At 59.6% G+C, this 16,297-nt stretch carries 15 protein-coding genes; 6 read left to right on the top strand and 9 right to left on the bottom strand.

Features of this window, described 5'->3' with window-relative positions:
• The 6 genes from MOV61_RS13065 to MOV61_RS13040 all read right to left on the bottom strand — a co-directional run.
• On the bottom strand, positions 1–877 hold an 877-nt coding region (locus MOV61_RS13065; RefSeq protein ID WP_247136867.1), incomplete at its 3' end, for an ABC transporter ATP-binding protein.
• Positions 874–1,737 carry an ABC transporter permease gene (locus MOV61_RS13060; protein WP_040124734.1) on the bottom strand — a complete coding sequence of 288 codons (864 nt, stop codon included), beginning with the start codon at positions 1,735–1,737 and terminating at the stop codon, positions 874–876. The genes MOV61_RS13060 and MOV61_RS13065, both read right to left, overlap by 4 nt.
• 2 nt (positions 1,738–1,739) lie before the next feature.
• Complete coding sequence (locus tag MOV61_RS13055) at positions 1,740–2,687, bottom strand: ABC transporter permease (RefSeq protein ID WP_247136866.1); 948 nt, start codon at positions 2,685–2,687, stop codon at positions 1,740–1,742.
• A gap of 1 nt (position 2,688) precedes the next feature.
• The gene (locus MOV61_RS13050; protein WP_247136865.1) at positions 2,689–4,239 is read right to left on the bottom strand and encodes an ABC transporter substrate-binding protein; all 1,551 of its coding nucleotides are present in this window, start codon (positions 4,237–4,239) and stop codon (positions 2,689–2,691) included.
• A 917-nt stretch (positions 4,240–5,156) separates the two neighbouring features.
• Positions 5,157–5,612, bottom strand: coding sequence for an RbsD/FucU family protein (locus MOV61_RS13045; protein WP_247136864.1), 456 nt, complete (start codon positions 5,610–5,612; stop codon positions 5,157–5,159).
• A 153-nt stretch (positions 5,613–5,765) separates the two neighbouring features.
• Complete coding sequence (locus MOV61_RS13040; protein ID WP_247136863.1) at positions 5,766–6,926, bottom strand: iron-containing alcohol dehydrogenase; 1,161 nt, start codon at positions 6,924–6,926, stop codon at positions 5,766–5,768.
• Between the two features lie 322 nt (positions 6,927–7,248).
• On the opposite strand from MOV61_RS13040, the gene MOV61_RS30585 reads away from it, so the two are divergent.
• Positions 7,249–7,638 (top strand): SCO family protein, encoded by a 390-nt coding sequence (locus MOV61_RS30585; protein WP_408962379.1) that lies wholly within the window; start codon positions 7,249–7,251, stop codon positions 7,636–7,638.
• Here MOV61_RS30585 and MOV61_RS13035 read toward each other — a convergent pair.
• Positions 7,530–8,435: a LysR substrate-binding domain-containing protein gene (locus MOV61_RS13035; protein ID WP_247136862.1), complete on the bottom strand. Its 906-nt coding sequence runs from the start codon at positions 8,433–8,435 to the stop codon at positions 7,530–7,532. The genes MOV61_RS30585 and MOV61_RS13035 overlap by 109 nt on opposite strands.
• A gap of 104 nt (positions 8,436–8,539) precedes the next feature.
• Here MOV61_RS13035 and MOV61_RS13030 point away from each other — a divergent pair, with 104 nt between their 5' ends.
• Genes MOV61_RS13030 through MOV61_RS13010 form a run of 5 tightly spaced genes read left to right on the top strand, consistent with a single transcriptional unit; the run spans position 8,540 to position 13,780 of the window.
• A complete protein-coding gene (locus MOV61_RS13030; protein WP_247136861.1) occupies positions 8,540–9,745 on the top strand; it encodes a PLP-dependent aspartate aminotransferase family protein in 1,206 nt (401 codons plus the stop codon).
• Between the two features lie 16 nt (positions 9,746–9,761).
• Positions 9,762–10,778 carry an amino acid ABC transporter substrate-binding protein gene (locus MOV61_RS13025; protein ID WP_258718881.1) on the top strand — a complete coding sequence of 339 codons (1,017 nt, stop codon included), beginning with the start codon at positions 9,762–9,764 and terminating at the stop codon, positions 10,776–10,778.
• Between the two features lie 13 nt (positions 10,779–10,791).
• Positions 10,792–11,940 (top strand): amino acid ABC transporter permease, encoded by a 1,149-nt coding sequence (locus tag MOV61_RS13020; protein WP_247136860.1) that lies wholly within the window; start codon positions 10,792–10,794, stop codon positions 11,938–11,940.
• Entirely contained in the window at positions 11,937–13,037 is a 1,101-nt protein-coding gene (locus tag MOV61_RS13015) for an amino acid ABC transporter permease (RefSeq protein ID WP_247136859.1), read from the top strand. Before MOV61_RS13020 ends, MOV61_RS13015 begins: the two co-directional genes overlap by 4 nt.
• Positions 13,034–13,780, top strand: coding sequence for an amino acid ABC transporter ATP-binding protein (locus MOV61_RS13010; protein ID WP_247136858.1), 747 nt, complete (start codon positions 13,034–13,036; stop codon positions 13,778–13,780). The genes MOV61_RS13015 and MOV61_RS13010 overlap by 4 nt, the downstream gene beginning before the upstream one ends.
• 321 nt (positions 13,781–14,101) lie before the next feature.
• Here the strand turns inward: MOV61_RS13010 and MOV61_RS13005 are convergent, their stop codons facing one another.
• Both MOV61_RS13005 and MOV61_RS13000 read right to left on the bottom strand, forming a co-directional pair.
• Positions 14,102–15,415, bottom strand: coding sequence for an EH signature domain-containing protein (locus MOV61_RS13005; protein ID WP_247136857.1), 1,314 nt, complete (start codon positions 15,413–15,415; stop codon positions 14,102–14,104).
• 1 nt (position 15,416) lies between these two features.
• Positions 15,417–16,286, bottom strand: coding sequence for an OmpA family protein (locus MOV61_RS13000; protein ID WP_247136856.1), 870 nt, complete (start codon positions 16,284–16,286; stop codon positions 15,417–15,419).
• Between the last annotated feature and the right edge of the window lie 11 nt (positions 16,287–16,297).

Genomic DNA, 16,297 nt, shown 5'->3' with positions numbered 1-16,297 from the left:
AGCCGGATGGCAGCCGCGCCGGCGTCGGCGGCGAGCCGGGAATGGCGCGCAGCTGGCTGCCGGTATCGCTGTCGATGCGCGGCACGGAATGCAACAGTGCCGCTGTATAAGGGTGCCGCGGTGCGGAGAAGACATCGGCTACTCTGCCGCGTTCCATGACCCGGCCGCCATACATGACGACGAGATCGTCGCAGAGTTCGGCCACCACGCCCATGTCGTGGGTGATCATGATGATCGACAGGCCGAGCTCGTCCTTTAGGTCGCAGAGAAGCCGCAGGATCTGCGCCTGGATCGTCACATCGAGCGCGGTGGTCGGTTCGTCGGCGATCAGCAGCAAAGGTTTGTTGGCAAGCGCGATGGCGATCACCACGCGCTGGCGCATGCCGCCGGAAAACTGGTGCGGGTACTGGTCGACATTGTGCTCCACATCCGGAATACCGACCTGCCGCAGCAGCTCGAGGGCCCGTTCGCGCGCCGCCGCCCGGCCTGCGCCATGGACCACAAGCGCCTCGGCGATCTGTTCACCGACGGTCATCACCGGGTTCAGGGCCGCCTGCGGGTCCTGGAAGACCATGGCGATATCCTTGCCGCGAATCTTGCGCATCTCGGTTTCCGGCAGGCCGACGAGATCGCGGCCGTTGAACATCACCTTGCCGGTATCGATCCGGCCGGGATGGCGCAGCATGCCGAGGACCGAGCGTACGGTGACCGACTTGCCGGAACCGGATTCGCCAACGATGCCGAGCACGCGGCGCGGTTTCACCTCGAAGGAGACGTTGTCGATGATGCGGATATTCGTATGCCGGCCGGCGAAGGAGGCGGACAGGCCCTCGACATTCAACAGCGGCGCAACGGACTGGACTGAAATGTCGGTCATTTGCGGTTCACCGTATCGTTCAAGGCGTCGGCCAGCATGCTGAAGGCAAGCGCGACGAGGATGAGGATGACGGTCGGACCGAGCACATAAGTCGGCGCACGGCTGACATAACGCATGCCGTTGTTGAGCAGCGTTCCGAGTGACGGTTCCGGCGGCTGCAATCCAAGCCCGACGATGCTGAGCGCCGCCTCGATGAAGATCGCCGAAACGACAAAGACGGCGCCTTGTACGATGATCGGGTCGATGGCGTTCGGCAAGATGTGGCGGACCATGATCTGCCATTTACCGACGCCCAGCGTGCGAGCCGCGATGACGTATTCCCGCTGTTGCTGGGCGAGCAGCGTGGCGCGGGCAAGGCGTCCGAAGCTTGGCAGACCGGAAATGACGATCGCCACCAACAGCGCCGTCCAACCGGCGCCGAGCACCAGCACGACGCAGATGCCGAGGATGAGCCCCGGGAAGCCCACGATGATATCGAGGCAACGCTGCACGAAATTGCCGAGTCTTGGCGAAACTGCCCCGATCAACCCAAGCAGCGTGCCTGCCACCATGCTGACAGGCACCGCACAATAAACAAGCGTCAGGTCCGACCTTAGCCCGTAGATGCTGCGCACAAAAAGATCGCGGCCGAGTTCGTCGGTGCCGAAGAAATGCACGAGCGACGGTGCCCGCAACGATTCCCGGGACTGGATGTCGTAGCCGAGAGGAAAGATAAACGGAGCCAGAAAGGCAAGCGCCGAGATGAGAATGATCACCGTCAGCGCCACAATGCCGCGCGTCGTGGTGAACGCCTGCATGTAGCCGGCGATCGACGGATTGAACCAATGGCGATGGATCAATTTCGATTGCGGTGCGGCCATGGTCAACTCTCCAGCCGGATGCGCGGATCGAGCGCCGCGATAGTGATTTCGGACAAAAGCTGTATCAGCACTGCAACCAGAACCGCCCCGAGGATCAGCGCCTGCAGCACCAGATAGTCACGGTTTTGGACGCTGGAGACCGCAAGCTGGCCAAGCCCGTTCCGGGCAAAGATTGCCTCGATGACGATCGCGCCGCCCAGGAGCTCGCCGGCCCGAAGCCCGATTGCGACGATCGCCGGGCCGAGGCTGTTGCGCAAAAGATGGCGGCGCATTAGCCGGCCCGGCGGCACACCCTTTGCCTTGGCAAGATCGATGAAGTCTTCACCGCGCACCGAATTGATCGCTGTGGTCAAAAGCCTGGCGACAACCGCCGCCTGCGGCAACGCGAGTGCGAAGGCCGGCAGGATGAGGAATTGCAGCCCCTTCAACGGGTCGCGCAGCAGGCCGATCTCGCCGCTGACGGGCAGGATCGGAAAGGCGATGCCGAGCAGCAGGATCAGCAGCAGACCGGTGAGGAAAGGCGGCGTCGCCAGACAGATGGTGTTGAGAATGTCGAGCCCTGCCCTGGCGGACTGATGGCGCAACGTTGCCGACAGGATGCCGAGCGTGAAGCCGATGATGATCATCAGCATCAGCGCCAGCGCCGCAAGCTCGACCGTGCTTTCCAGCCTGCTCATGATCAGCGCCGAGACCGGGCGGCGCATGGCAAATGAGCGTCCGAGATCGCCATGCAGGAGGTTCCACATCCAATGGAAATACTGCTCGTGGAGCGGCCCGTTGAGGCCGATCTGTTCGCGCACCGCGGCGAACTGTTCGGGGCTTGCATCCGATCCCGCCAGTGCCACGGCGGGATCGCCGGGCGCCATCCGTGGCAGAATAAAGGCGATGAGAGAACTCGCAATCGCCACCACCACCACCGACGGGAGTTTCTTGAGGAGGAAGGTCAGCATCTCACTCGGCCAGATAAGCTTCGCCGTAGAGCATCTGCGAGCGGAGCGTCGCCTTCACGCCCTTTAGCGTGTCGGAGAGGATGGTCTGGCCCGGTGTCTGCAACAGCGACAGGCTGAAGGCCTCATCGAGCATGTAGTCGGAGAGCGCCTTGACTGCCTTGTCGGTTGCATCAGGCGAGTTGGCCGCCGTCACCGCGTTACGCAGCGTGACATACTGGTCGGACCAGAAGCCAGACGGGTTTCCCTGACGGAGCGAGGGAAGCGAGGAAAGCAGCGTCGCTGTGCTGAAACCGACCTGGCCGTGGATCAGCAGGAATGCGGGGCCGAGATCCCCGGCGACCTGCCGTTTGTCGAAATCCGCAACGTCGAGGACCACTGCTTCCGGCGCAAGCCCGATTTCCTTGAGATTGTTCTGAACGATCTCGAAAATGCTCCGATTCGCCGGGATGGAGGGCACGATGATTGGCACCTTGGCACCCGTGGCGCCAGCCTTTTCGATCAGCGCCTTGGCCTTCGTCGGATCATAGCTGTAGCGGTTCGCCTGCTCCTCACCATAACCCGGCGAGCCGACACCCCAGAAGAGATCGGTCGGAGTACCGATACCGCCAAATACCTGTTCGTTGATACGCTGGCGGTCGATCGCATAACCGAGTGCCTGGCGCACTTCCTTCTTATCGAACGGCGCCTTGGTAACATTGACGCCAAACGGATAGATAGCCCCGCCTGAATTCAGGAACTGGTATTGCGGGTTGCCCTCGAATTCGACGAGGTCGTTCTGCGAAAGTCCCGTCGCCATGACGGAACGGCCGCTGCGTAACGCCGAAACCGATGCGGTGCTATCGGTGATGATCGCGAATTCGATCGAGTCGAGATAAGGCAGGTTCCTGTCGCGGTAACCGGTATAGCGCTCCAGCATGATCGAGGCGCCCGGCGTCCATTTGGCGAACTTGAACGGGCCGGTGCCGATCACCTGGGAGCCGTCCTCGCGCTTGGTATAGGTTTCCTTGTCGATGACGTTAGCCTCTTCGAAGAGGTCAAAGATGTTGGCGAGCGGCTTCTTGAACTTGATCGTCAGCGTCGTCGGACTGGTGACATCGATGCTCTGGAACTCCTTGGCGATGAAGCCGACCTGGGCGGCGGTTTCCGGCAGGGCCATGGTCTCCAGCGTGAACTTCACGTCGTCGGCCGTCATCCTGCGGCCGGTATGGAAGGTCACGTCGTCGCGCAGCACGATTTCCATCGAGAGTCCGTCGGCGGCCGCTTTCCAGGACTTGGCGAGCAGGGGTTTGACTTCGAAGGTCTTGGGGTCGGTCTGGGTCAGCGTTTCGAAGACGTTCTTCACCCAAGGCGAATTGCCGGCACGCAGTGTCAGGATGTTGCGTGGCTGGGCATCCGCCGTCTGCGAGACAGTGATCGCGCCCCTGCGAACCGGCTTGCTATCTTGGGCTTTCGCCGGAACGGCGGCACAGAGACCAAAGGCCAGAACGGCCCAGAAAATCATCCCGCCGATGGGGCGGGCATGGCGAATTGCAGGCAAAATCCTGTTGGTCATCAATCTTCCTCCCGAGTGCAACCGAACAGGCGCGACGCGCCTGCCTCCTCCGGTCATCAAGCGCCCAATTATACCGAGCGCTCGCTAGATTTAGCGTCGCTGGGTTTTCTCCGTTTGTCAAGCTCGCCATGTGCCGGCGGATTTCGTAGTGACCAACAGTTGGCAGCTGGCCTGTCCGCCAGACGAGTAGCTCCCGGCTGTCTAATCGCAGGATTGATACGGCTGGCCTTCAACCAAGAGCGATGGGCATCCCCGAAAGAAAGCTAGACACTGCTACTTTAGGTGACCTAGCGGGGGTTTCGCTGGTGAACTACGTTCGGCGGCATGACAACTAAATCAAGAATTGCTGGTCGCCGAGCGGGGATTGGCGCTGGTGGGATAGTCCTGCTAGGCGCCGTCGTGGCCGGCTCTTATTTCGTGTCTATCGAGCGAAGCAGGCCGGGCAACTGCCGCCCGTTCCTGACGCAGCTATCGTGTCGCCTAACCGCTGAAGTTAGCGTAAAAGGCTAACGCCTGCGGCTTTATCCCGACGAACGTCGAGACAAGAACATCGCCGATTCCTCGTTTAGTGAGCGGTGGCTATAAAAGGGCGCACCTCAGGATCGGGTACTCGGGCCGCGACCGACCCGGCAATAGAGCCGGCGAATATTCCATTGTCCGCCGAACGCTCCCCAAATCGCGATACAGTCCGAAATTCGGACCGACAGGAGATTTTTCCCCAAGCTTCGCAATCGCGGTTGATCGAGACGACTGCATATCCGGGCAAGGCGGATACTTCCACACTGCGATAGTCTTTGACCTTTCGCAAAAGCCGGTGCCGGCTATAATCTCGCTCACGGCTGAAATTCTCGGCGCGAGGCAGGCCGTGTCGGCGACGAAAATTCCGAGAATGGAATTCCGGTTCCCATGCCCATACCTCACACGCCTACAGGTGGAATGACACCCTTAGTGAACAGGAAGCAGCCATAGAAGCGGGTTTCCCCAGTCGAGATCACGCAATAGGCCTTCTTGGCCAGATCGTAGAAATCAAAGCGCGCGATGCCGTACATGGGTGAAGGCCTGCCTTCCACTTGGTCGATCTCCGCCTGGACCTCGCTTTGCACCGTCGGAATTTCGCCCGGCGCGCCCATGACCTCCATACGCCCGGCAGAATTCTGGAGCGGCGTGTCGAGCGGCAGCACCGAGAGAATGGCACGGATCGCCTGCGGTGCCGGGAGATTGGCCATACTGAGCTGGCGGCCGACCACCGTCTGCCTGGCGACGCTGTCGCTCGGGAAGTTGGTGTCGGAGACGACCAGCGTGTCCCCGTGCCCCATGGAGCGGAGCGCGTGCAGCACGTCGGCGTTCAACGCCGGATGAATGTTCTTAAGCATGATGTCCTCCCTATCGGCATTTTATTTGACGGCGCCTGCAGTCAGCCTCTTGACGATATAGCGCTTCAGAAAGATGCCGACGAGGACCAGGGGCATGATCGCACTTGTTCGGGCTTTTTGGGCTGGACCGTTCAGGAGTTGTCCGTTCCGCCATCACCAGGCCTCCCTGTATATCGAGAGGGCGTCCGCCTCGCCGACCTCGCGGGGGTTGTTGACGAGAAGCCGGGTCTGTTTCATGGCGTCCCGCGCCATTCCGACCAGGTGCTCCTCTCCGATACCCACGTCGCGCAGCCGCGGCTGAAGGCCGAGCTTAAGCGACAACCCGGCGAGTCGCTCGATGAAAGCGGCGCATCGTCGCTGGTGTCCCTGTTCCGAACCGAGTTCCGGAAAGACGTCGGCTGCGATCTCCGCGTATATCGACGCAGCGTCCGGCGCGTTGAACCGCAGGACGTGCGGGAGCACGAGCGCGTTAGAAAGGCCGTGGGGAATGTGGAAGGTTCCGCCAATCGGATAGGCCAACGCATGAACCGCCGCGACAGGAGAGTTCGCGAAGGCCTGTCCAGCCAGCATCGAGCCGAGAAGCATTGCGCCGCGGGCGGCACGATCCTTTCCGTCAAAGACTGCCTTCTCGATATTCGAACCTAAAAGCTGCAGCGCCAGACGCGCAAGCATCTTTGAAAGAGGATTGTTGTTCGCGCTCTTCGACGCATAGGCTTCGATCGCATGAACCATGGCGTCGACGCCGGTGGCGGCCGTTATGTGAGCGGGAAGGCCTAAGGTCAGATCGGGATCGAGGATCGCGATGTCGGGCAGGATGATGGGCGACGACACGCCACGCTTCTCGTCGCCGCCGACCGTGATAATGGAAACCGGGGTGACCTCCGATCCTGTTCCAGCCGTGGTGGGAACAAGAACCAGTGGCAGCCGCGGCCCCTTCGCATTCCCCACGCCCCACGCCTCGTCGAGGGGCTCACCTGAACCGCAAAGCAATGCGACGACTTTGGCCACGTCAAGTGAAGAACCGCCGCCGAAGCCGATGACCCCGGAGACATTGTCAGCCTTGGCGGCGCCTGCCGCAGCCATCACGGTCGCGAGCGATGGGTCGGCTTCGACTCCATCGAACACAGTGGTCTCGATGCCGGAGGCAGTGAGAGACGCGAGAGCAGGTTCACAGAGGCCAAGCCGTCGCAATCCGGGGTCTGTCACGAAGAGAATACGGCGGCCGAGCTTCTGCTTTACGAGATCGCCGATCGCAGTTGCAGCGCCAGGTCGAAAGACGATCTGTGCAGTCGTACTGAAGACAAACGGATTCATGCATTTTTCCTTTGCCGATTTGCGCCTACGCCACCGGATGCCGTCGCCACGTTTGTCCTGCAGGATTTTCCCGCAACCCGCACGGCGCTGATCGTGACCCCATCCGATCTGCATTTCATCTCAGTAGATCAAAGCTTTACAGAAGCGAACCATGAGCGCGCAAGCACACATCGGCCTCCGTCCGAAAGGATCCCGGTCTCCTCGCTTCGAAATAGATTAATTGTGCAGCGAACCGGCCGCAGAGAGCCTGTTTGGTGTTCATGATCCCCAGAGGGATCAGCCCATCGGCATTGGGCGACGCTACTTCGACAATGGTGTCGTCATGATTAGCCATATCGCCATGCACGCCTACATCACCGCCTTTACCGAAAGTATCACGAGCACTACGGGGTCAACTGCTGAGATGCGGAAAGTCATCGACGGCTGGATGGTGCGCGCGGCAAAACAGCCATCTGAAGACGGGGATTGTCACATCAGCCACACGATGTCGCTGTCCCCTTATCGGCGCGGATGGCAGCCTAAAAGGCCCGCTGCGCTGAGGATCGGGCCGAGCCTCTCGGCAAAATCCGCAGCATGCCTCTCTGATCTAAAAGGTATCTATCGTCAGACATTCAGGCGGATAAAGTTCCGGGAGTTCCTGACCTCGAGTAGCGCGGCGACGAACTCTCGGACGAGTCTTGCTTTCTGCATGTCCGGCCGAAACAGAAGATAACTCTTGAAGTAGACCGCCGGCTCGAAGGGCCGGAGTACGAGGCCACGCTGAGCGAAGCCGTCCACCGCCAGCGGGTTGACTATGCCGACGCCGACTCCCTCGAGGGCAAGCGTGCAGGCGGTGATGGCAAAGGGCGTTTCAATAGCAAGATTGGGCTTGGAACCTACCTCCTCGCAGAGCCTGTCGAATTGGAGTCTCGCTCGGTCTTCAGGCGACAGGGCGACATAATCAACTCCATGAAAATCCGCAGGATGGATCACCTTCTTCTCCGCGAGAGGATGTCCTGGTGGAATCGCACAGAGTGCCGGGAAGCTTCCAAACACCTGATGCTCGACACCCGACAGATCGACCTCGTCAGCGGCGAGCCCCAGGTCGAATTCCCCGTCCACGACGTGGTTTCGGACAGACGCTGAACTCATGATGCTGAGGGTAACAATCGCGGAGGGAAATGCGTCCCTGAACTTGCGAACAACTCGCGGTACAATGGTCGAGCCGGCCGCAGCGAGGCTGGCGACGCGGATGTGTCCGGAGCCAAAGTCCCGAATACGCGCCGCCGTAGATCGAAGCCGGTCGAGACCTCGGAAGCTCGCTTCCACATCTCGATAAAAGATCTCGGCTTCAGGGGTCGGAATCAGCCGCCCCTTCACGCGGTCAAACAGCGGAAACCCAACCGCTGTCTCGAGTTCGCCGATCAACCGACTGACGGCAGGCTGGGTAACTCCCATCAGTTCTGCTGCTCGCGACGCCGTGCCCGACATGATGACCGCCCTGAAGGCTTCGATCTGCCTGAAGTTCACCCTGCCATCCTATAAGGTTTGCGTATGGACCTAGACGCTGCGGTCAATTGTCCTTCTACCATTGCCGTGCCAGATTTTCCTCGGAAATCGAACGAGGACATACAATGCGTGACCGGACGCTCTGCGTAAAACGACCTGAAGTCTCCCATGAAGGTTTTGTCAGCCTGGCCACCCCGACCTACAGGGCATCCACCATCGTCTTCGACAGCGCCGAGGCCTATGCCGACCGCTCGAAACGCGGTCCCGACGGCTATACCTATGGCCTTCATGGGACACCGACCTCCCGTACGCTCGAAGCGTCGATCACAGCACTTGAGCAGGGGCTGCGGACAGTTCTCGTACCTTCCGGTCAAGCTGCCATCACGGTCGTCTTCCTCTCGGTGCTGATGCCCGGCGACACCGTACTAATTCCAGACAGCGCCTATCCGCCCGTCGCAGGTTTCTGCGAGAACTATCTGAAGCCGCGCGGCATCTCTTACCGGGTCTACGATCCGATGATCGGTGGAAAGATCGCCGACATCATCGACGACAGCGTTAAGCTCATCTGGACCGAGTCGCCGGGCTCGACGACCATGGAGGTTCAGGACATCCCAGCCATCGTCGAGGTGGCGAAGGCTCGAAGGGTGCTGACTGGCTGCGACAACACCTGGGCCACGCCCCTCTATTTCAAACCTCTCGCCCATGACATGGATTTCTCCTCTATGGCGCTGACGAAATATGTAGGTGGCCATTCCGACCTTTTGATGGGTTCGATCGCCGTCAAGGACATAGCGCTCCACAAGAAGCTGAAGGACACCATGCGCATGATCGGCATGGGCGTCTCGCCTGACGACTGCGCCCTCGCGCTACGAGGAATGGAAACCATGGGGGTCCGTCTCGCTCATTCCGGCCGGGTAGCACGCGATTTCGCTGAGAGAATGCAAAGCCGGCTGCCTCAGGGCCTGGTGTTGCACCCGGCACTGTCTGGGGCGGCGGGACACGAGTTTTTCAGGCGGGATTTTGGCGGTTCAAGCGGAGTGTTCAGCGTCGTTATCCCTCCTCATGCCGAGGGTGCCTTGTCTGACCTTCTGACGGCCGCCAAAACGTTCTCGATCGGGGCCTCGTGGGGCGGCACTCACAGTCTTCTCGCACCGATGACAATCACTCGAGCGGCAGATCCCACGGCTCACGCCGGCACGATCCTGCGGATCAATGTCGGGCTTGAGGACGAGAACGACCTCTGGATGGACCTCGAACCTATTGTTGAGGTGATTTCTGCCCCCCGCCGACGGGAAAGACTGCCTGAACAGCATCACCAACTCGATCAATAACAAAGGGAACAAGAACATGATCAACTGGAAGATTAGTATTGCAGTGCTTGCGATCGCACTCTCCGCAACGACGGCCCTTGCGGGACCAACGCTCGACAAGGTGAAGGCACGCGGGCATGTTGTCTGCGGCGCAAGCCAGGGCACCGTCGGCTTCGGAGCGCCAGACGACAAGGGCTACTGGCGCGGCCTCGACGTGGAAACCTGCCGGGCTGTGGCCATCGCCATCTTCGGGGACAAGGACAAGGTGGAGTTCGTGCCGCTCAGCGGACAGCAGCGGATTCCGGCGCTACAGACGGGCGAAATCGACGTTCTTCCGCGGACGCTTACATGGACACTGCAGCGCGACGCCAACGGCGTCAACTTCACGACGCCGAACTACTACGAGTTCACCGGCTTCATGGTGGCGAAGTCGTCAGGCGTCACGAAGGTCGAGGAAATGACAGGCGCGTCTGTCTGCGTCCAGACCGGCTCGACGACGGAGGTCGTGGTCAACGACGTCTCATCCAAGCTGAAGCTTGAGCTGAAGCCGGTCGTCTTCGACAACGTCGCGGCCACCCGCCAAGCCTTCTTCTCAGGTCGCTGCGACGCACTGATCACTGATGCTTCGGCACTCGCCTCGGTCCGTGCTACACAATCGAAGAATCCGGACGACTATATGATCTTTCCGGCCACGAAATACATGGATGCCCTTACTCCCGCAGTCCGGCACGGCGACGACAACTGGTTCGACATCGTAAATTGGTCGATCCAAGCGCTTCTCAATGCGGAGCTTTATGGGATCACTCAGGCCAACGTCGACGAGATGCTGGAATCGGACGATCCCCGCACTAAGCGCTTCCTCGGCGTCGAGCCAGGCAATGGCAAGGCGCTCGGTCTGGACGACAAGTTTGCCTATAACATCGTCAAGCAGCTTGGAAACTACGGCGAGATGTTCGACCGCAACGTCGGCAAACAAAGCCCGTTGAAACTCGACCGTGGCCCAAACAGGCTCTTCACTGACGGGGGCCTGATGTTCCCAATGGCCTTCCAATAGGCAGGAGCTCGAGATGCTGACGGTTTTGCTTGATAACAGACGCTTCAGGAGTTGGGCGGGACAGATCGTCCTGCTCGGCGGCTTCACGGCCCTTGTCCTGTGGCTAGTGACCAACACGATCGAGAACCTGCAAGCACGCGGCATCAAGGTCGGCTTCGACTTTCTAGGTCGTCAGGCGAACTTCCCGATCTCGGAAAGCGTGTTTCCGTACAATCCCTCCGACAGCTTTCTCTGGGCATATGTGACGGGGCTTGGAAACACGATCGTCATCTCGCTCATCGCCATCTTCTTTTCCACTCTTCTGGGTCTCATTGTCGGATTGGCGAGACGCTCCCAGCATCCGCTGACGGCCTACCTGTCGGGAGTGTTTGTCACGACCGCCAGAAACATGCCACTCATCGTGCATCTGCTGTTCTGGTACGCCCTTGCAACCACCATGCTCCCGGCTCCCCGGCAGGCATTCAACCCGCTGCCCGGCGTCTACCTCTCGCTGCGTGGCTTGTATCTTCCGTCGGTGCACTTATCAGGATCCAGCGTGGCGATGCTGCTCGCCCTCGCTGTCGTCATCCTGTTGGCGTACGTGCTGAGGAAATACCTGCACGAGGTGCTCATACGGCTTGGGTATCGCCTTTCGGTCGCACCCTTATTCGCCGTGCTTCTGATCGCGGGAGTCTTCATCGCTGTGAAAACTAGTGGCGACGTCAGCGTTCCCGAGATGAAAGGCTTCAACTTCACCGGCGGCTTCCGCTTGAGCCCTGAGTTCGCGGCCCTGATGATCGGGCTCGTCATCTACACGTCCGCCTTCATCGGCGAGATCATCAGAGGCGGCATAGACGCCGTTTCGGTCGGGCAATGGGAGGCGGGACGCGCGGTAGGTCTCTCCGAGCGGCATGTGCTGACCAAGGTCATTATCCCGCAGGCGCTGCGCATCATCATTCCGCCGATGACCTCCCAATACCTCTCGACGATCAAGAACACGACCTTGGCTCTGGCCGTCGGTTATCCGGAGCTCGGGCTCGTCGTGGGTACGGTCATCAACCAGACTGGGCAGGCGCTGGAGAGCATCGCGATCCTTCTGGCTGTCTTCCTGACACTGAGTATCGCCGTCTCCCTGTTCATGAACTGGTATAATGCGCTCGTGGCGCTTGTGGAGGCCCGATGACCATCGCCGAGACAAATCCGTTTGAAATCACCTCACCGAAGTATTCGCCGCCGCCGAAGAGCAACCGACGGTCCTTGATAGCGCTCTTGTTCGGCGACCTGACTGCAAGCTGCCTCACCGTCCTCACAGGCTTCCTGCTCGTGTCGCTCATTCCCGCCATCAACTGGGCTGTCATAAACGCCACGTGGGTTACCGCTGATCCTCCTGCGTGCCGCGAAGGCGGAGCCTGCTGGGCTTTCATTGCGGCAAAGTTCCGGTTCATTATCTTCGGGACGTATCCGCCCGACGAGCAGTGGCGTCCCATGCTAGTGATGGCGCTCATACTCGTGATGGTTCTGGGATCGCTTTCGCCGCGGCTATGGGGCGCGAAGCTTGTCTACGTCTGGGCGACAGCGATCGCTGCCATGCTAGTCCTGATGTGGGGCGGCATGTTCGGTTTGAGCAACGTGCCGAGCTCCGCATGGGGCGGACTTCCCGTTACACTTTTGTTGGCGCTTCTCTCCCTCGGTCTGGGATTTCCTTTTGCCATAGCCCTGGCGCTCGGCAGACGCTCAACACTGCCGGTCCCCCGCCTTCTTTCGTTACTGACGATCGAGCTAGTCAGAGGGCTCCCTCTAGTCGGGCTACTGTTCGTCGCCTCTATACTGTTGCCGCTGCTGCTGCCGGCCGGATGGTCGATTGACAAGCTTGGTCGGACGCTTGCCGCCCTCACCGTCTTCGCTGCTGCCTACCTGGCGGAAGTCATACGCGGCGGTCTCCAGGGGGTCCCACCCGGACAGGCAGAGGCCGCTAGGGCGCTCGGTATCTCGTCGTGGAAAATCGCCTGGCACATCGTCCTGCCGCAGGCATTGCAGAAGGTAATCCCGCCGCTCACGAATACTGCGATTGTCATGGTGAAGAACACCAGTCTTGTTCTGATCGTAGGTGTCTTCGACATGCTGAGCGCAGGAAGGGTCGCGGCCACCGATCCGCAGTGGCCTGCTCCCTACGTTGAAAGCTACATCTTCGTGGCGGGCGTCTACTTCCTCATCTGCTTCGGCATCTCGAACTATTCCCGCTGGCTGGAGGGCCGGGTTCAATCAAGGAGCTATCGATGACCGCAGACGCTGGAATAGCGATCCAGATATCGGCACTGGACAAGTGGTACGGGACCTTCCAGGTGCTGAAGAACATCCGACTCGACGTTGCAGCGCGGGAGCGCATCGTCGTGTGCGGTCCTTCCGGTTCAGGCAAATCGACGCTGATCCGCTGTATCAATTTGCTGGAGGAGCATCAGAGTGGACACATCGCCGTAAATGGCATTCCGCTCGACCACAGCGTCAAGAACATCGACGCCATCCGCCGCGACGTGGGAATGGTCTTCCAGCACTTCAACTTATTCCCGCACCTGACGGTGAAGGAGAACTGCGCCCTTCCGCAGATCCTGTCGCGCGGAACACCTCGAAAGGAGGCGGAGGAGCGCGCAATGAGCGTCCTTGCCAAGGTGCGAATACCCGAACAAGCCGCGAAATTTCCTGGTCAGCTGTCGGGAGGACAGCAGCAGCGCGTCGCAATCGCTCGGGCTCTGTGTATGACGCCTAAGATCATGCTCTTCGATGAGCCTACCTCCGCCCTCGATCCGGAAATGGTCAAGGAGGTGCTCGACACCATGGTGGCCCTGGCCGACGACGGCATGACCATGATCGTCGTCACTCACGAAATGGGATTTGCCAGGAAGGTGGCGGATCGGATCGTGTTTATGGACGGCGGCGAGATCGTCGAGATCGGTAAGCCAGATGTCTTCTTCGATGCGCCCGCACAGGTGCGAACGCAGAACTTCCTGCGCAACATCATGCCATAAGACGTGTTGATTTGCGCTGAGAGCTGGCCCGAGTTCGGGCATCCTTTAATTCAGCGTCTCCGAGAGCTATAACGGTCCTCAAAGCCGCGGCAAGTGAAGTGACGCCTCGCGCTTCGGGAAACTTGTTCAGGCGCGCCGGCAGCGACAGCGCGCCATAAAATGGCTATGAGTGTCTTCGTGCGTTGAGCGTGAGCGGCGAGGAACCCTGTGGAGACGCAATGCGGGTCAGAGGGCCAAGCGATATCACCTGGGCGGTTTTTTGGCGTCCAATGAGGCGAATTGGAGCCCGTGAATCGCTGGCGCTCCGTCCTCAATCTTGACTCACCTTAGCAAACGCTGTTCCGCCCACCTCATCCATTGGCCGTATGCATCATGCGTGCACGTGTCTCGGTGACCGACTTCCAGGGTCAACGCTTCCGCATCGTACTCATCTTCATAGAGTTCTGGGGCCGCCTGATCGGTCGAGTGGAATACGTGAAGCCGGTAGCTATGCGAACCTTCTAACACCGTGTAGCGCCCAATTCGCATGATAAGCAGACAGGTGTCCTTCCGAGTGCGCGCAACCTGTTTGCTTGTCATTGTATAAACGGGGTCGCCGGTTTTCTGAAACATGGCTTCGGCGTCTGCTCGAGCGGATGGGGAAAGGGCTACCCACGCCTCGTCAATAAGCCCCTTGTCGTAGAGGCCTTTCCAAAAACTATGACGCGGCGGCCACATGTGATTGAGGGTGGACTGGGTGATGATTGAGAGCAACGCATCCATGCTTTGCCCCGCGAGCCAACGGATGACCACCCTACGGTGGGGCAGTGAAACCAGAGGCCAGAATTCGGCCCGTTGGTTTCGGGGATCGCCATAGGTCTGAACCAAGCTGTCGAGAAGTGTCGTTTGCACATCACTGTCTGGCTTCACCTTCAGCCACGGCTGCAGTAGCTTTTCGACACATTTGGCAGCGGGCTCACCTTCAAGAGGGGGGCGGCCAACTGGAAGCATCCAAGCTGATATATTCTGGACTTGTTCGACGGTCTTCGGCTCGGGCAGCGCGTCCAGCCACGCGATATGCGAAAGCCGCATCAGTTCCCCCGAATGTGGCGCAGCAATGCCGTGCGATAGAAGCCATTGGAACGCGTCTTTCTCCGCAACCATCCTCATGGCGATCAATTCGGGCGCTGTCGCCGGATTCAGCAGGTCCGGTAGCGCACGGAAGCATCTTACCCAGTTCGGAGGCAAAGAACGGGCCTGATCCTGCACCACCTTGGCGATCCACGCGGTCTCGGCCGCACCGCGCTCCCAAAATTCCAAATAGACTTCGCAGAGCGCTTGGAGAAATACTGGATTCGTCGTGACATCCAGTTCACCGCGAAGAAAGTCGCGGACACAGTTCGAGATTTTGACTTGGCGCGAAAACGCAGCCTTGATTGCCAAGGCAACGTCGCCGATTTTGATATCGTCGAAATTCCACCGCTCCACGCCGCTCTCCAGACGGGAAATAACCTCATCCAGCGACAGCGTGGGAGTTTTCTCATAGCCAGGAAAAGCAACGCTGACGGCGAATGCCGCGGAATCGAATTTCTCGGTATTCCATATATCTCGGGTTTTTACTCTCTGCCGGGACCGGAGGGCATCCAGAAGTGACATCTCATTGGCTCCCGGCTAGCGCTCTTTTGATGCCTTCGATGTCCGCCTCCCTTGATGGGACAACCATGATGAAGCGCAGGTCAATCCGCCGATTGGCGTCCTGGCCTGACTTTGTCTGGTTGTCCTGCATCGGCCTGCCCTTCCCAAAGCCGGCGACGGACAAAACCGGCTGAGAGTTTCGATTGAGAAATTGAACGAGATCGGGCTTCTGCTGGGTCATTAGAGCGTAGATTGAAGCTGCCCGTTTGGCGCTCAGATCCATATTCAATGTGTCAGTGCCCACATTGTCGGTATGGCCCTCAACCTGCAGGGCGTCGATGAGCGCGTAAGCGGGGTTGCATTCCACTCGGAAATTCCTTCGCGGTCCCACGGCGTAACAGGAAAGCGTGGCGTCCAGGATTCCGGCAATCTGGCGCATCCGGCTCTCGCCAGCAGAAGTCGCCGTCGCACTTCCTGAGTCAAATAGCCCATCCCCGCGAAACTGCAGAGCATCGAAATTCGCGCTGACCGTTACGTTGACGCCGGGAATCTGCTCGTTGATGCGGTCCTTCAGATTAGCCAAGAGGTTTCGTCGGGTCTCAGCGACGGCCGTATTGTAGGCTTCCATGGCGTTGGGTAGATCAGGCCGGTTCAGCAAGCGACGCAGTCGTTCCAGTTCGTCCTTCATTCCCTGGACATGTCCGACAACTGAAAGATCTGGCGCATCGACGATCTTCGCGACCGCCCTCACCTCATCCTCCAATTTATCCTTCTCTCGCTTGAGTTGATCGTATTCAGTTCTCGGCACAGTATCCTGGACACTGAATTGGCTCGCGAAAAATGCGAGAAGGATCATCAGGATGAAAAGGAAACTGATGGTCATGTCGGCCATCGAGACGAAGA

Origin of the sequence: Neorhizobium sp. BETTINA12A (genome assembly GCF_023006485.1) — a bacterium.
GTDB lineage: Bacteria > Pseudomonadota > Alphaproteobacteria > Rhizobiales > Rhizobiaceae > Neorhizobium.
The sequence above is the reverse complement of the archived record's forward strand: the minus strand, read 5'-3'. Positions and strand labels throughout refer to the sequence as shown.

Coding starts and splice junctions, on each gene's coding strand:
- MOV61_RS13060 (WP_040124734.1), bottom strand. CDS start 1,737: ATGGCCGCACCGCAATCGAAATTGATCCATCGCCATTGGTTCAATCCG.
- MOV61_RS13055 (WP_247136866.1), bottom strand. CDS start 2,687: ATGCTGACCTTCCTCCTCAAGAAACTCCCGTCGGTGGTGGTGGTGGCG.
- MOV61_RS13050 (WP_247136865.1), bottom strand. CDS start 4,239: ATGACCAACAGGATTTTGCCTGCAATTCGCCATGCCCGCCCCATCGGC.
- MOV61_RS13045 (WP_247136864.1), bottom strand. CDS start 5,612: ATGCTTAAGAACATTCATCCGGCGTTGAACGCCGACGTGCTGCACGCG.
- MOV61_RS13040 (WP_247136863.1), bottom strand. CDS start 6,926: ATGAATCCGTTTGTCTTCAGTACGACTGCACAGATCGTCTTTCGACCT.
- MOV61_RS30585 (WP_408962379.1), top strand. CDS start 7,249: ATGATTAGCCATATCGCCATGCACGCCTACATCACCGCCTTTACCGAA.
- MOV61_RS13030 (WP_247136861.1), top strand. CDS start 8,540: ATGCGTGACCGGACGCTCTGCGTAAAACGACCTGAAGTCTCCCATGAA.
- MOV61_RS13025 (WP_258718881.1), top strand. CDS start 9,762: ATGATCAACTGGAAGATTAGTATTGCAGTGCTTGCGATCGCACTCTCC.
- MOV61_RS13020 (WP_247136860.1), top strand. CDS start 10,792: ATGCTGACGGTTTTGCTTGATAACAGACGCTTCAGGAGTTGGGCGGGA.
- MOV61_RS13015 (WP_247136859.1), top strand. CDS start 11,937: ATGACCATCGCCGAGACAAATCCGTTTGAAATCACCTCACCGAAGTAT.
- MOV61_RS13010 (WP_247136858.1), top strand. CDS start 13,034: ATGACCGCAGACGCTGGAATAGCGATCCAGATATCGGCACTGGACAAG.
- MOV61_RS13005 (WP_247136857.1), bottom strand. CDS start 15,415: ATGTCACTTCTGGATGCCCTCCGGTCCCGGCAGAGAGTAAAAACCCGA.
- MOV61_RS13000 (WP_247136856.1), bottom strand. CDS start 16,286: ATGGCCGACATGACCATCAGTTTCCTTTTCATCCTGATGATCCTTCTC.